The 14,166-nt window shown below is 62.0% G+C and carries 10 protein-coding genes and 1 tRNA gene; 5 read left to right on the top strand and 6 right to left on the bottom strand.

Features of this window, described 5'->3' with window-relative positions; all coding sequences use genetic code 11:
• The first annotated feature begins 32 nt into the window (after positions 1-32).
• Entirely contained in the window at positions 33-1,400 is a 1,368-nt protein-coding gene (locus CO666_RS06535) for an MATE family efflux transporter (protein WP_097611264.1), read from the top strand.
• A 206-nt stretch (positions 1,401-1,606) separates the two neighbouring features.
• Here CO666_RS06535 and iolB read toward each other — a convergent pair whose 3' ends face one another.
• The 5 genes from iolB to CO666_RS06510 all read right to left on the bottom strand — a co-directional run bounded on the left by iolB (position 1,607) and on the right by CO666_RS06510 (position 8,552).
• Positions 1,607-2,404 carry a 5-deoxy-glucuronate isomerase gene (gene iolB / locus CO666_RS06530; protein ID WP_097611263.1) on the bottom strand — a complete coding sequence of 266 codons (798 nt, stop codon included), beginning with the start codon at positions 2,402-2,404 and terminating at the stop codon, positions 1,607-1,609.
• Between the two features lie 209 nt (positions 2,405-2,613).
• Positions 2,614-3,531 (bottom strand): myo-inosose-2 dehydratase, encoded by a 918-nt coding sequence (gene iolE, locus CO666_RS06525; RefSeq protein ID WP_085736712.1) that lies wholly within the window; start codon positions 3,529-3,531, stop codon positions 2,614-2,616.
• Positions 3,532-3,597: 66 nt separating this feature from the next.
• Positions 3,598-5,448, bottom strand: coding sequence for a 3D-(3,5/4)-trihydroxycyclohexane-1,2-dione acylhydrolase (decyclizing) (gene iolD / locus CO666_RS06520; protein WP_097611262.1), 1,851 nt, complete (start codon positions 5,446-5,448; stop codon positions 3,598-3,600).
• A 201-nt stretch (positions 5,449-5,649) separates the two neighbouring features.
• The gene (locus CO666_RS06515; protein WP_097611261.1) at positions 5,650-7,584 is read right to left on the bottom strand and encodes a bifunctional 5-dehydro-2-deoxygluconokinase/5-dehydro-2-deoxyphosphogluconate aldolase; all 1,935 of its coding nucleotides are present in this window, start codon (positions 7,582-7,584) and stop codon (positions 5,650-5,652) included.
• Positions 7,585-7,676: 92 nt separating this feature from the next.
• Positions 7,677-8,552 carry a MurR/RpiR family transcriptional regulator gene (locus CO666_RS06510; protein WP_097611260.1) on the bottom strand — a complete coding sequence of 292 codons (876 nt, stop codon included), beginning with the start codon at positions 8,550-8,552 and terminating at the stop codon, positions 7,677-7,679.
• A gap of 207 nt (positions 8,553-8,759) precedes the next feature.
• Here CO666_RS06510 and CO666_RS06505 point away from each other — a divergent pair, with 207 nt between their 5' ends.
• From CO666_RS06505 to CO666_RS06490, 4 genes are all read left to right on the top strand, one after another.
• Positions 8,760-9,875: a Gfo/Idh/MocA family protein gene (locus tag CO666_RS06505; protein WP_097611259.1), complete on the top strand. Its 1,116-nt coding sequence runs from the start codon at positions 8,760-8,762 to the stop codon at positions 9,873-9,875.
• Between the two features lie 86 nt (positions 9,876-9,961).
• Positions 9,962-11,179 carry an NAD(P)/FAD-dependent oxidoreductase gene (locus tag CO666_RS06500; protein ID WP_097611258.1) on the top strand — a complete coding sequence of 406 codons (1,218 nt, stop codon included), beginning with the start codon at positions 9,962-9,964 and terminating at the stop codon, positions 11,177-11,179.
• Between the two features lie 257 nt (positions 11,180-11,436).
• A tRNA-Ser gene (locus tag CO666_RS06495) sits at positions 11,437-11,527 on the top strand.
• A 594-nt stretch (positions 11,528-12,121) separates the two neighbouring features.
• Positions 12,122-13,129 carry a porin gene (locus tag CO666_RS06490; protein WP_097611257.1) on the top strand — a complete coding sequence of 336 codons (1,008 nt, stop codon included), beginning with the start codon at positions 12,122-12,124 and terminating at the stop codon, positions 13,127-13,129.
• A 120-nt stretch (positions 13,130-13,249) separates the two neighbouring features.
• Here the strand turns inward: CO666_RS06490 and CO666_RS06485 are convergent, their stop codons facing one another.
• Positions 13,250-14,146, bottom strand: coding sequence for an alpha/beta fold hydrolase (locus tag CO666_RS06485; RefSeq protein ID WP_097611256.1), 897 nt, complete (start codon positions 14,144-14,146; stop codon positions 13,250-13,252).
• Between the last annotated feature and the right edge of the window lie 20 nt (positions 14,147-14,166).

Below are 14,166 nucleotides of genomic sequence, written 5' to 3'. Positions count from 1 at the left end.
TCGGATCTCGCTCGATATCGAACGGATTCTCCATGACCGATCGTTCCAAAGGCAATGTCTTTCTTACCGGCTGGCTGCCGGGCGTCTTCATAAGAACCGCGGCGCCGATCATCGCGATCACCACCGTCAACGGCCTCTTCACCGTCGTCGACGCCTATTTCCTCGGTGCCTATGTCGGCCCCGATGCGCTTTCGGCCGTCAGCCTGATTTTCCCCGGGCTGATGCTGTTGATCGCCCTGCAGTCGCTCGTTTCGAACGGCATGGCGAGCATCCTTGCCCGCCGGCTCGGGGCCGGCGATCGCCAGGGCGCGGCCAGGCTATTTGCCGGCGCCCATACGCTGGCGCTGGCCGTCACCCTGATCCTCAACATGCTCTACTGGACCGCTGGCCGGCAGATTATCGATATCGGCGCAGCCGGCAACGCCGCGGTAGCCGATGGCGCGACGGTGTTCATGGGCGCGATGATCGCCTTTGCACCGGTCAGCTTCTTCCTGTCGCTGCATCTCGACGGGTTGCGCTGCGAAGGCAAGATCGGATTCATGACGCTGGTGACGCTGTCGGCCTCGCTGCTGAACATCCTCGCCAACTGGCTGTTCATGGCGGTGATGCATTGGGGTGTGCTCGGCTCGGCGGCCGGTTCCATCGCATCGCAATTCGTCTGCCTGACAGCGGTGCTGGTCTACCGCCGGCGCCGGCCGGCAGCACTCAGGCTCTCCCGGGGAGCCGCCCTTGCCGAATGGCGCGGCATCGTCGTTTTCGGCGCGCCGATGAGCCTCGGCTTTATCGGCATATCGCTGGCATCGGCCGCCATTCTGATCAACGTCTCGCTCTGGAGCACGCATGATCATACCGCGACGGTGGCCGCCTACGGCATCATCACCCGGATCATGACCTTCACCTATCTGCCGCTGCTCGGCCTCAGCATCGCCCTGCAGACGATCGCCGGCAACAATCACGGCGCCGGCTTCAAGCTTCGCGTCGGCCGCAGCCTGCAGATCGCCATGCTTGCAGCGCTTGTCTATTGCACGCTGGTGGAGATCGCCGTCGAGCTCACGGCCGGCCGCCTCGGCGCCGTCTTCGTCGCCGACCCCGCCATAACGGCCGAGGTCAGGCGAATTCTGCCCTGGACGATCGGCGCCTATTTCCTCTTCGGGCAGATGCTGATTCTGTCGTCCTATTTCCAGTCGATCGGCGATGCGTCGCGCGCGGCGATCTTCGGCCTGTCACGGCCTTATCTGCTTACCCTGCCGCTCACCTTCCTGCTGCCCTTCATTTTCGGTGAGCAGGGCATCTGGATGGTGCCGGTCTTTGCCGAGGCCGGCATGGTCGTGCTTGCCTTGCTGGTGCTGTCGCAGAACGCCAGACGCCGCGGCTGGCGCTACGGGCTTTTGCCCGTCTGAATGGCAAAGCCGCGCTTCCCGGCGGCTTTGCCTGATGGCTCTATTCCCTGCAGGCCGGACCTGGTATCGCGCGAAGAGCGAAGATCGGCGGCCGGTACTGTGAAATTCGAGCTATGCATGACGATCCTCCATCCGTGTTTGGATGGAGGCAGTGAACCATCAGCGGCGGCTTGGCGCTGTCAGATTATTTAGCGATCGAACGCGGCTTACGCCTTCACCAGCCACTCATGCTCAGCGGCATTGTGGAATTTCCAAATCCGCGTCGGTCCGGCCATGACGTTGAGGTAATATAGATCGTAGCCATGGCAGGCTGCACAGGGGTGGTAGCCCTTCGGCACCAGCGTCACGTCGCCGTCCTCGATCGCCATCGCCTCGTCGAGCGAGCGATCGTCGGTGTAGACGCGCTGGAAACCGAAGCCCTGCGGCGGGTTGAGGCGATGGTAATAGGTCTCTTCCAGGAAGCTCTCGTTCGGCAGGTCGTCCTGGTCGTGTTTGTGCGGCGGGTAGGAAGATGTGTGACCGCCCGGCGTAATCACCTCGACGACCAGCAGCGAATGCGCCGACCTGTCATCCTCAGGCATGATGTTGTTGACGTAGCGCACATTCGTGCCCTTGCCGCGCGTCACCTGCGGATGTGTGCCCGGGGGAATCGCCTTCGCCTCATAGGTGCCGCCGCCGGGTGCCGAGCAGACGGCGAGCTCCAGATCGGTCTCCGCCGTCACCGACCAAGTCGATCCCATCGGGATGTAGAGCGCATGCGGCGCACCGTCGAACGGGCTCATGCGGCCGCCGAGCGTGCCGAAATCCCGGGATCCGGCCGATGCCTTGCCCTTGCCGGTCACCCAGACCAGGCAGACTTCCCGGTCGCCGGTCTCTCCCGAAACCGTCTCGCCCGGTTTGACCCGATGCAGATCGAAGCCGACATAGGTCCAGCCGGCATTTTCCGGCGTGACATGGGTGACGCGGCCATGTGTGCCGGATGGTTTCACCTTGAGGTTTGGCATTGGTGTTTCTCCTCGTAAATTAGCGGGGCGGCCCCCTCATCCGGCTGCCGCCACCTTCTCCCCGAGGGGAGAAGGGACATGTCGCACCGTCTCTTTTCTCCCTTCTCCCCAGCGGGAGAAGCTGCCCGAAGGGCGGATGAGGGGGCTCCTTGCTCCGGCCGTGCCCCAAGTTAAGTCTCTCCCCTTATGGGGAGGGGTCTTTCGTCCCGTTATCCCTTCGGAAAGCCTTCCGTTTCCACCGTATAACCTGCCGCCGTCATGACTCGCATCAGTTCGGCATGGCCGATCTCCGCCATCTTCTGTGGCGGCGCCTTGCGCGGGTCCTGTTCGGCCTCGACGACGAACCAGCCTTCGTAGCCGTAATCGGCCAGCCGCTGGACGATGGCGCCGAAATCGAGCGAGCCATCGCCCGGTACCGTGAAGGCGCCGAGCGCCACCGCGTCGAGGAAGGACTGACGGCTGCGGTCGAGCCCGTCGACCACGGACTTGCGGATGTCCTTGACGTGGACGTGATTGATGCGGGCGTGGTGGTTCCCGATGGCGCGCAGCACATCGCCGCCGGCAAAGGCGAGATGTCCGGCATCGAGCAGCAGGGGAATGCCTGCGCCCGAGGAGCGCATGAAGGCGTCGAGTTCCGGCTCGGTTTCGACGACGGCCGCCATGTGATGGTGATAGGAGAGCGGCATGCCCTGCTCGGCGCACCATTCGCCGAACTCGGTGACGCGGCGCCCATAGGCCTTCATCTCGTCGTCGGAAAGGCGCGGCTTGGTGGCGAGCGGCTTGGAGCGGTCGCCCTGGATGGAGCGGCCGACTTCGCCATAGACGATGCAGGGCGCGTTGACCGCCTTGAACAGCTCGATCATCGGCGCGATGCGGTCCTTGTTGGCCGCAAGCTCCTCATTGACAAGCGTGCCGGAGAACCAGCCGCCGCACAGCGTCACGTCGGCGGCGCGCAGGATGGGCAGCATCTCTTCCGGATTGCTGGGGAAGCGGCGGCCTTGCTCCATGCCGGTGAAACCGGCGCTGCGCGATTGCCGCAGGCATTCCTCGAGGGATACATCGTCGCTGAGTTCCGGAAGGTCGTCGTTCCACCAGGCGATGGGCGACATGCCGAGTTTGGCCTTCATCAACATTCTCCTTAAAGCAGTACGGAAGAGCGGCCCCGCTCTTCCGAAAAAATGACAGTAACCGAATCAGCCGATGCGCTGAGCAGCGCGTGCTTTGATATAGCCTTCGCGCGCCTTGTTGACCTGTTCGCGGGTGCTGACCTCAGGCACCGCGACATCCCACCAGTGGCCGCCGGCTTCCGTGGTAATGAGCGGATCGGTGTCGATGACGAAGACCGAGGTCCGGTCGTTCTTCTTCGAATCAATGATCGCTTGCTCCAGCTCGGCGATCGAGCCGACCTTGACGGCGATCGCGCCCATGCTCTCGGCATGCGCGCGGAAATCGATCTCCGGCATCACTTCGTGATAGGAGTCCTTGAGCAGATTGTTGAAGTTGGCGCCGCCGGTTCCCATCTGCAATCGGTTGATGCAGCCATAGCCGCGATTGTCGAGCAGGACGATGTTGAGCTTGAGGCCAAGCATCACCGAGGTAGCGATCTCGGAATTCATCATCATGTACGAGCCGTCGCCGACCATGACGACGACATCCCGCTCGGGACGCGCCATCTTGACGCCGAGCCCGCCGGCGATCTCGTAGCCCATGCAGGAAAAGCCGTACTCCATGTGATAGCTGCCCGGCGCCGTCGCCGGCCAGAGCTTGTGCAACTCGCCGGGCAGGCCGCCCGCGGCACAAAGCAGCGTCGTGTTCTCGCCGCCGATCGTACGCACGACGGCACCGATCACCTGCGCATCGGAGGGCAGGGCGGCATTGGTGGTCGCCAGCGCCTTGGCCGCAGCCTCCATCCAGACTTTCTTCTCAGCCGCGGCCTTCTCGGCGAGTGCGGCCGGCGCCGTCCAGCCGGATAGGCCCGATGAAAGCGCCTTCAGACCCTCGCGCGCATCGGATACCAGCGGGTGGCTGTCGTGCTTCACCGCGTCATAGGCGGCGATATTGAGGCCGACCATTTTCAGATTGTCGTTCTTGAAGAGCGCCCAGGAGCCGGTGGTGAAATCCTGGCAGCGCGTGCCGACAGCGATCACCAGATCCGTCTCTTCCGCAATCGCATTCGCCGCCGACGTGCCGGTGACGCCGACCGAGCCGAGCGCCAGCGGATGGGTCTCGTTGATCGACGACTTGCCGGCCTGGGTGACGACAACGGGGATGGTATGGGCTTCGGCGAAGGCGGCAAGCTCCTTGGTCGCCTGCGAATAAAGCACGCCGCCGCCGGCGACGATCACCGGCTTCTCAGACGCCTTGATCAGCGCGATGGCATTCGCCAGCTCGTCCGCATCCGGCTGCGGCCGGCGGGTCGTCCAGACCTTTTCTTCGAACAGGCTTTCCGGATAATCGAAGGCTTCCGCCTGAACGTCCTGGCAGAGCGACAATGTCACCGGTCCGCAATCGAGCGGATCGGTCAGGACCTGCATGGCGCGCTTCAGCGCCGAAATGATCTGTTCGGGTCGGGTGATTCGGTCGAAATAGCGCGAAACCGGACGGAAGGCATCATTGGCCGAAACCGTGCCGTCGCCGAAATCCTCGATCTGCTGCAGCACCGGATCCGGCGCGCGGTTGGCGAAGACATCGCCCGGCAGGAAGAGAACGGGAATGCGATTGACGTGCGCCACGCCCGCCGCCGTCACCATGTTCAGCGCGCCCGGGCCGATCGAGGTCGTGCAGGCCATGAAACGTGTGCGGAAATTTGCCTTGGCATAGGCGATGGCGGCATGCGCCATGCCCTGCTCATTGTGGGCGCGATAGGTCGTCAGCTCGCCGCGCACCTGATAGAGCGCCTCGCCGATACCGGCGACGTTGCCGTGACCGAAGATCGCCCAGACGCCACCGAAGATCGGCACCTTCTTGCCGTCGACAACAGTCATCTGCTTCTTGAGGAAATGCGCCACGGCCTGCGCCATCGTCAACCGTATCGTCTTGCCCATCGGGTCCTCCCGCAATCTTTCTTTCGCGTTTTCCTCCCCCCAACCCCTTCCCACAAGGGGGGAGGGGCTAACCCGCCGTGCCGCCGCATTTCACCGCAACCTCGCGTCCGCAAGGAGCTCGTTTGTGGCGTGAAGCGATGCCTCAACTTAAGTCCCTCCCCCTTGTGGGGAGGGGTTGGGGAGGGGTCTTAACTCTATATCCTACTGAAGCCCGCGCGTCTTAAGCCAGGCTTCCGTCAATTGCCGGAAGCGGCCGGCCATGTCGGCGATCGCCTCCTCGTCGTTCATTGTCCCCGAAAGCCAGGCCCGCGCCGGGTCGGCAAAGATCGTCCGGCCGACGGCAAAGCCCTTGACGGAGGGCGCCGCCAGCGTCGCCTCGAAACAGGAGATCAGCTCGTCGGCAGGCGCCTCGAGGCCCAAGAGCACGATACCACGGCACCATGGATCATTCTTGGCGATCACCGCATCGATCTTCTTCCAGGCCTCGGTCGATGCCTGCGGCTCCAGCTTCCACCAGTCCGGCTTGATGCCAAGCGCATAGAGTTCCTCCAGCGCGGTCGCGATCGTATCGTCGGTGAGCGGCCCGTTCTTGCCGGCAATGATCTCCACCAGCAACTCGCGGCCGACCTTGCGGGACGCCTCGAACAGCGTGCGCAGCTTCTCCTGCTGCTCGCTCTTCAAGTCGGCGGGATCGTCGGGATGATAGAAGCACAGGCACTTGATGCAATGGCTGAGTGGCCATTCCACAAGCTGCGAGCCGATATCCTGGCTGAATTCGAAGCGCAGCGGCTTCGAGCCCGGCAGTTCCACAGGCCGGCCGATCCAGGAGAAATTCTTCGTCGCCGCATCGAAGAAGGCGTCGCGGCCGAAGCGTTCGTCGATCAGCATGCCGTAGCCGTCGCGGCCGTTCGAAACCCGCGCCGCCGCCTCGACTGCCAGTCGCTTGAAGGCGACGATCTTGTCGTGGCCGACGCCGAGCTCGTCGGCGACGCTGACGAGCTGCGAGCGGTGGTCGATCGCCAGCGCCATCAGAAGCGGGATTTCGCCGCGCCGGGTCGATGCCCAGTGAATATGGTTGATCGCCTCGTCCTTGCGCAGCGCCCGATGTTGGCTGCCGGTCGTCAGGAAGAAGTCGAGTTCGGCCCAGGTCGGATATTCCGGCGAGCAGAGCAGGCGGGAGACGGCGAAGGCGCCGCAGGCATTGGCCCAGGTGGCGCAGGTCTTCAGTGGCTCGTCGCGCAGGAAGCCGCGCAGAAAGCCGGACATGAAGGCATCGCCGGCGCCGAGCACATTGAAGACTTCGATCGGGAAGCCCTGGCCGATGATGCCGGCTTCGAGGTCGTCGGCGATCGGGCCGTCATAGACGATGCAGCCCATGGCGCCGCGCTTGAGCACGATCGTCGCCGGCGAGAGGCGGCGAATCTCCTTCAGTGCGCCGAGCACGTCGTCGGCGCCGGAGGCGATGAGAATCTCTTCCTCGGTACCGATGATGAGATCGCAATCCGGCAGCGTCTCCTTCATCTTCGAGGAAACCCGGTCGGACTTCACGTAGCGCTCGAAACCTTCCGCATGGCCGGCAAGGCCCCAGAGATTCGGCCGGTAGTCGATGTCGAAGATCACCTTGCGGCCGTTCGCCTTGGCGATGCGGATCGCCTTGCGCTGCGCGGCCTCGGTGTTCGGCCGCGAGAAATGCGTGCCGGAAACGAGAACGGCGCGCGACGACTTGATGAAGTTTTCGTCGATATCGCCTTCATCGAGCGCCATATCGGCGCAATCCGACCGGTAGAAGATCATCGGCGACACGCCCTCGGCTTCGACCGCCAGCAGCACCAGGGCCGTCAGCCGCTCCTTGTCGGTGACGATGCCCTGTGTCGCCACACCTTCGCGCGCCGATTGCTCGCGGATGAAGCGTCCCATCTGCTCGTCGCCGACGCGGGTGATGAGACCGGATTTGAGGCCGAGCCGCGCCGTGCCGATGGCGATATTGGCCGGGCAGCCGCCGACGGATTTGGCGAAGGAGCCGATATCCTCCAGCCGCGAACCGATCTGCTGACCGTAAAGATCGACCGATGAGCGGCCGATGGTGATTACATCAAGCGCCGGCTCCGGCTGTGAGCCCGGATTCGATTGTACCATGATGTCCTCCCGCTAGATTTTGCGCGGCTTCCAGTGCCTGCGAATTTTCAATAATGAAACATCGGTTCCGATATTTTGTCAATTCGGAATGTTTATTCCATTTTCGCTTTCCCAGCTTTTGAGTGCTGATGCTTGCGGCGCCGTTCGGCGATGGCCACCGGCAGCGCCATGGTCAGCGCCATCGAGGCCGACAGCGAGCGGAAGCCGGCAAAATCCGCCTCCGCCACTTCGAACCAGTGCGTCGCGCAAGCAGCAAGCGGCGAGAAGGCCGAATCGGTGATGGCGATGACGGGCACGCCGCGGTCGGCAAGCTCCTGGCTCTGGCTGAGGCTGTCGGCCGCATAGGGCGAAAAGCTCGCGGCGATCGCCGCATCCCTGGGTGTTGCGAACTGCACCATCTCAGGATCGACGCCGTTCGGCGAGGCGACGATCTGGTGGCGGATGTTGAGCTTGGAAAAAGCGTAGGTCATGTGTGCCGTCAGCGGGTAGGAGCGCCGTTTGGCGATCAAATAAATCGTCTCGGCGTCGGCAAGGATATTCACCGCTTTCGTGAACGTATCGCTCTGCACCGTCGCCGCCAGCCGGTTGACCGACTGGCTGGCCGCGGCAATGAAGCCGGAGAGCAGATTGGCGTCCTCGTCGTCGCCGCTTGCCTGCTCCAGCGTGACGAGCCGCTCTTCATAGCTCAACGTCCGGTCGCGCAATCTTTCGCGGAAAATGCTCTGCAGGTCGGAGAAACCTTCATAACCCAGATGATGTGCCAAGCGCACCAGCGTCGAGGGCTGGACGTCGGAGGCAGCCGCAATGCTTGCCGTCGTGCCGAAGGCGATCTCGTCGGGATTGCCGAGCGCGAAAGCGGCGACCTGCGCCAGCCGCTTCGGCATGTTCGCCTTGCGCTCGATGATGGTGCTGCGCAGGCTTTCGAAATCGCGCGGCACACGCGCCTGCCTCTGGGGATCATTATCCATGCTTGCGGCTCACGAGATGAAACAAATATTCCATATTGCCGAACATAGACGATTTCAAACGGCGCGCCTAATTGTTTTTAATCGCCTGTAATTCCAAGCTTTTAAACAATTTACCAGGGGAGGCGCAGGAATGCTTGCGTATGGGTCTCTTGTCAAAATGATCCAAATATTCCAAAAATCCGGCCGCAGTTCCTGGAGGAGACGAAAATGAAGCCACTCGGCATCGGTTTGATCGGCACCGGCTATATGGGCAAATGCCATGCGCTGGCGTGGAATGCGGTGAAGACGGTGTTCGGCGATGTCGAGCGTCCGCGTCTGGTGCATCTCGCCGAAGCCAATGCCGGGCTGGCTGAAGCGCGTGCCGGTGAATTCGGCTTCGAGAAGGCGACGGCCGACTGGCGGGCGCTGATCGCCGACCCGGAGGTCGACGTTGTCTCCGTCACCACGCCCAATCAGTTCCACCCCGAAATGGCGATCGCAGCGCTTCAAGCCGGCAAACATGTCTGGTGCGAAAAGCCGATGGCGCCGGCCTATGCCGATGCCGAGCGCATGCTGGAGACGGCGAGGGGGTCCGGCAAGGTGGCCGCTCTCGGTTATAATTACATTCAGAATCCCGTGATGCGGCACATCAAGACGCTTGTTGGCGAGGGCGCCATCGGCACGGTCAATCATATCCGCGTCGAGATGGACGAGGATTTCATGGCCGATCCCGATGTCTTCTTTTACTGGAAGAGCGAGCTTGCCGCCGGTTATGGCGCGCTCGACGATTTCGCCGTGCATCCGCTGTCGCTGCTCTGGTATTTGTTCGGTCACGTCGAGGCTGTTATTACAGACATGGTCAGGCCCTATGCCGACCGCCCGCTCAGCGAAGGTGGCCGCCGCGCCGTCGAAAACCACGATGGCGCCAACGTGCTGATGCGGCTTGGCGGCGGCATCTCCGCCGTGTTGATGGCGAATCGCGCCGCCTGGGGCCGCAAGGGCCGCATCGCCCTGCAGATTTATGGCTCGAAGGGCTCGATCGTCTACGACCAGGAGCGCATGAACGAATTCGAGCTCTATCAGGCCGAGGGGCGCGGTTCCGAACAGGGCTTCCGCAAGATACTGGCGGCACCGGCCCATCGGCCTTATGATCGCTTCATCCCGGCGCCCGGCCACGGCCTCGGCTTCAACGATCTGAAAATCATCGAATGCCGCGAGTTGATCCGGGCAATTTCCGGCGAGCCGTCGTCGATCGTCACATTTGAAGACGGTCTCAGGATAGAGAAGTCGGTGCATGCCATGGCACAGTCCTTCCATGAGCGTCGCTGGATCGAGATTGGCTGAATGGAAAAGTCGCTTTCCGTTGACGGCGTGTGAGGCAGGGGATAGGCCTGGACGGAGTTGTCGGGCGCAGTTTCGGGAGTGAGATCGTGACGGATAGACTGGTGATCATCGGCGCGGGCCAGGCCGGTTTTGCATTGGCGGCCAAGCTGCGTGCGTTGAAGGATACGCGCCCGATCACCCTTATCGGTGCAGAGGACGTGGCTCCTTATCAGCGCCCGCCGCTTTCGAAAAAATACCTGCTTGGCGAAATGGCCTTCGATCGCCTGCTGTTTCGCGCCGAGCAATGGTATGTCGACAATGACGTCGATCTCCGCCTTTCGACCTGGGCCGAGCAGATCAAACCGGACAGCAGGCAGGTTCTGCTGCAGGACGGCTCCGTTCTCGATTACGGCACGCTGGCGCTGGCCACCGGCTCGACCCCGCGCCGGCTGCCGGCGGCCATCGGCGGCGATCTCGAGGGCGTCTATGTCGCCCGCGACAAGCGCGATGCCGATCTGCTCGCCGACGAGATGCGCCCCGGTCGCCGCGTGCTCATCATCGGCGGCGGTTATATCGGTCTCGAGGCGGCGGCCGTTGCCCGCCATCGCGGCCTTGAGGTCACCGTCATCGAGATGGCCGACCGCATCCTGCAGCGCGTCGCAGCGAAGGAAACCGCCGATATCATGCGCGGCATCCATGAGACCCACGACGTTGTGATTCGGGAAAAGACAGGGCTCAAGCATCTGGTCGGCAAGGATGGCCGCGTCACCGGCGCCGCACTTTCCGACGGATCGGTGATCGACATCGACTTTGCCGTCGTCGGCATCGGCGTCGTGCCGAACGATCTGCTTGCCAAGGAAGCCGGCCTCGAAGTCGCCAACGGGATTGTCGTCGACGAATTCGCCCGTACCTCCGATCCGGCGATCTTTGCTGCCGGCGATTGCGCAGCCCTTCCCTGGCAGGGTGGCCGCATCAGGCTCGAATCGGTGCAGAACGCCGTCGACCAGGCCGAAGCGGCGGCAGCCGTGATCGCCGGTGGCAACGAGCCATATGATCCGAAGCCGTGGTTCTGGTCCGACCAGTATGATGTCAAGCTGCAGATCGCCGGCTTCAATCTCGGTTATGACGAGACGCTGCTGCGCCCCGGCGCCCGCGAAGGCGCCCATTCAGTCTGGTATTTCAAGGAAGGCTCATTGATCGCCGTCGATGCGATCAATGACGCGAAAGCCTATGTAACGGGCAAGAAGCTGCTGGAATCGGGGATCAACCCCGACAGAGCGATTCTCGCCGACCCCTCTGCCGACCTCAAGAGCCTGCTCGGCTGAGTTCAAACCCGGTCCCCGCGGTCGATTGCTGCCGGCGGCAAGGCTGCACTGGGGTTTGCCAAGCTCGTGGCGCGTGCCGGGCGGAAAGCCCGGCATTCTCATCGAAGGGAACGAAGCGCGATCAAATTCCCGGATCGTGACGGGAAATGCGCTCTGTTTGCGCGGGCCTGCCGAAATGCCGCCCCGTTGCATTTCTTCTGGTGAAAACTGAAAAAACCCTTGCATTCACAGACCGCTCACCATAGTTAGGCCGCACCGGAGAGGTGGCCGAGTGGTCGAAGGCGCTCCCCTGCTAAGGGAGTATACGTCAAAAGCGTATCGTGGGTTCGAATCCCATCTTCTCCGCCATCCCGATTTTTCCAACCCACGCCGATCTTCGTTGCTGACAGCGAATCGTCTTCGTTGAACGGGCTGTGCCGCGTGAGCGCCATTCGGGCTATGCCTCATGGCCGCGCGATGAGAAAAATCTCTTCCGCGTCGAAGCAAGAGAATCGCCTGCGGGAATCACATCCTGCCGTCACGCCCCGGCAGCCGGCGAAAGCGGATCGGTGACCGCCCGGTTACGCTTCCGGCAGTGATGATATCCCCCGCAACAGCCCGACTTCGTCAAAAAAGTGTCTCGAATGTGTTGTGAGACGCTTGTCCAATTCTTTACTGGCCTCCGCTAAGCGGCGGCAAAATCAGCGTTTTCTTAACAAAGCATAAAGGAAATCGAGGCCGGCTGCCCGACTTGTGTCCTTTCAGCAACACGGTTTCGTGAAGGCTGTCTTAAACCCCCCATCCGAGTAAGTTGGTGATTGCGTGACGGCTTCGGTCTTGTATTTTCAGCGTCGGAAGCAAGGGCGGCTGATCGTCCACTTCTTGAAACACGGGGATGGGGCAGGGAACGCTGCTCAGCGAAAGATCCCAAACCCGATCGAAACTTTGAATTGGAGGTCATTTATGAACATCAAGAGCCTTCTTCTCGGCTCCGCTGCTGCTCTCGCAGTAGTTTCCGGTGCTCAGGCTGCTGACGCTATCGTTGCTGCCGAGCCGGAACCGGTTGAATACGTCCGCGTCTGCGACGCTTACGGCACCGGCTACTTCTACATCCCGGGCACCGAAACCTGCCTCAAGATCAACGGCTACATCCGTTTCCAGGTTAACGTTGGCGAAGACGTCGGCGGTGATTCTGACTGGGATGCAACGACCCGCGGTCAGGTTCAGTTCACGGCCAAGAGCGACACCGAGTACGGTCCGCTGACCGGCGTTATCGTCATGCAGTTCAATGCTGACAACGCCACGGATCAGACCTCCAAGCTCGACTCCGCTTACCTCGACATCGCCGGCTTCCGCGCTGGTCTGTTCTACAGCTGGTGGGACGATGGTCTCTCTGGCGAAACCGACGACATCGGCTCGCCGGTCACGCTGCATAACTCCATCCGTTATCAGTACGAAACTTCCGACTTCTACGCCGGCATCAGCGTTGACGAGCTGGAAGACGGCCCGTTCTATGATGGCGAAGAAGCCAACAACGTCGGCGTTGCCGTCGGTCTCGGCGGCAAGGCTGGTGCATTCAGCTACCAGATCACTGCCGGCTACGACACCGACAACGAAGAAGGCGCCGTTCGTGCAATGGGTACGGTTGACATCGGTCCGGGCACGCTCGGCCTCGCAGCTGTCTACTCCACCAACCCGAATGCCTACTACAATGCGGCTGAATGGGCTGTTGCTGCCGAATACGCTATCAAGGCAACCGACAAGCTCAAGATCACCCCTGGTGTTCAGTACTACAACAACTACGGCGTTAGCGGCAGCGACTTCGCTGACGGCGATGCTTGGAAGGTCGGTCTGACGGTTGATTACCAGATCGTCGACAACTTCTACGCCAAGGCTTCGGTTCAGTACCTCGATCCGGAAGATGCTGACGACTCCACGACGGGCTACTTCCGCCTGCAGCGTTCGTTCTAATCTGATCTGACTTCGGTCAATCAGGAAAGCCCGGCTCTCGAGCCGGGCTTTTTTTGTATTTTCGACGCATGGCAAATGCGCCGGCGGCCTTTTGATGCGACGTGCTTAGCTTCCATAAGGTTACCGGCAAGCGGCGAGAAAGGCCCGAATCGCTGCGGGGATATTGCCGAGATGCAGCAGGGGTGCGTGTCCCTGTCCCTCGGCAGCGTGAAAGATCAACGTCGAATGCCGCCGTGCCATCTCGCTTGCGGTTTCCTGTGCAAGCAGCGACGTATTTTCGCCGCGGATCAGCATCAGCGGCAGATGGCTCAGCTTCTCGAACGGCTCCCAGAGATCGGGCAGCGGCTGGCTGAAATCGATCGATTCCAGCGCTTCGGCAATCGCCGGGTCGAAATCGGCCACCGGTCTTCCGCCGACGTCTCGATAGAGGGCAAGCGCCATCTCACGCCAGTCTTGCTCTGCAAGCGCGTTAAACGACGCGCCATGATTTTGCTGCAGTATATCGACCGCCTCGCGCCAGTCCGCCGGCTTTCTGCCGCTGTTCAGGTAGTCGCGGATCAGCACCAGTCCCGTGGCCTCGATCACAGGCCCGATATCATTGAGGATGACGGCTTCGAGAAGATCCGGCCGCATCACCGCGATCAGATGCAGGATCAGCCCGCCCCGGGACGTGCCGATGAAGACCGCCCGCTCGATGCCGAGCGCCTGGCAGGCGGCAACGACGTCGCCGGCCTCGATGGCGAGATTGTAGTTCGCCTTGTTCTCATCCCGTGCCGAGTTTCCCCGCCCGCGCGAATCGAGCGCGACCACCCTGCGCGGTGCTGTTATGTCCTGGGAGAGAAGCAGCGCCAGCGAATGAAAATCCCGCGTATTGCGGGTCAGGCCGGGCAGGCAAACGACCGGCAGCCGCCCCGCAGTTGCCGTCTCACTCGGGCTATAGTCGCGGGCATAAAGCTCCAGTCCATCGGAAGACGTATAAAATCGCTCCTGGAAACCGCTTGCGTAAGTATCCGGCATCGTATCCCTCGAGATCTGTT

Source organism: Rhizobium chutanense (assembly GCF_002531935.1).
Taxonomy (GTDB): Bacteria; Pseudomonadota; Alphaproteobacteria; order Rhizobiales; family Rhizobiaceae; genus Rhizobium; species Rhizobium chutanense.
The sequence above is the reverse complement of the archived record's forward strand: the minus strand, read 5'-3'. Positions and strand labels throughout refer to the sequence as shown.

What these genes read in the sequence shown, in the direction of transcription:
- CO666_RS06535 (WP_097611264.1), top strand. Translation starts at nt 33, where the DNA reads ATGACCGATCGTTCCAAAGGCAATGTCTTTCTTACCGGCTGGCTGCCG.
- iolB (WP_097611263.1), bottom strand. Translation starts at nt 2,404, where the DNA reads ATGCCAAACCTCAAGGTGAAACCATCCGGCACACATGGCCGCGTCACC.
- iolE (WP_085736712.1), bottom strand. Translation starts at nt 3,531, where the DNA reads ATGAAGGCCAAACTCGGCATGTCGCCCATCGCCTGGTGGAACGACGAC.
- iolD (WP_097611262.1), bottom strand. Translation starts at nt 5,448, where the DNA reads ATGGGCAAGACGATACGGTTGACGATGGCGCAGGCCGTGGCGCATTTC.
- CO666_RS06515 (WP_097611261.1), bottom strand. Translation starts at nt 7,584, where the DNA reads ATGGTACAATCGAATCCGGGCTCACAGCCGGAGCCGGCGCTTGATGTA.
- CO666_RS06510 (WP_097611260.1), bottom strand. Translation starts at nt 8,552, where the DNA reads ATGGATAATGATCCCCAGAGGCAGGCGCGTGTGCCGCGCGATTTCGAA.
- CO666_RS06505 (WP_097611259.1), top strand. Translation starts at nt 8,760, where the DNA reads ATGAAGCCACTCGGCATCGGTTTGATCGGCACCGGCTATATGGGCAAA.
- CO666_RS06490 (WP_097611257.1), top strand. Translation starts at nt 12,122, where the DNA reads ATGAACATCAAGAGCCTTCTTCTCGGCTCCGCTGCTGCTCTCGCAGTA.
- CO666_RS06485 (WP_097611256.1), bottom strand. Translation starts at nt 14,146, where the DNA reads ATGCCGGATACTTACGCAAGCGGTTTCCAGGAGCGATTTTATACGTCT.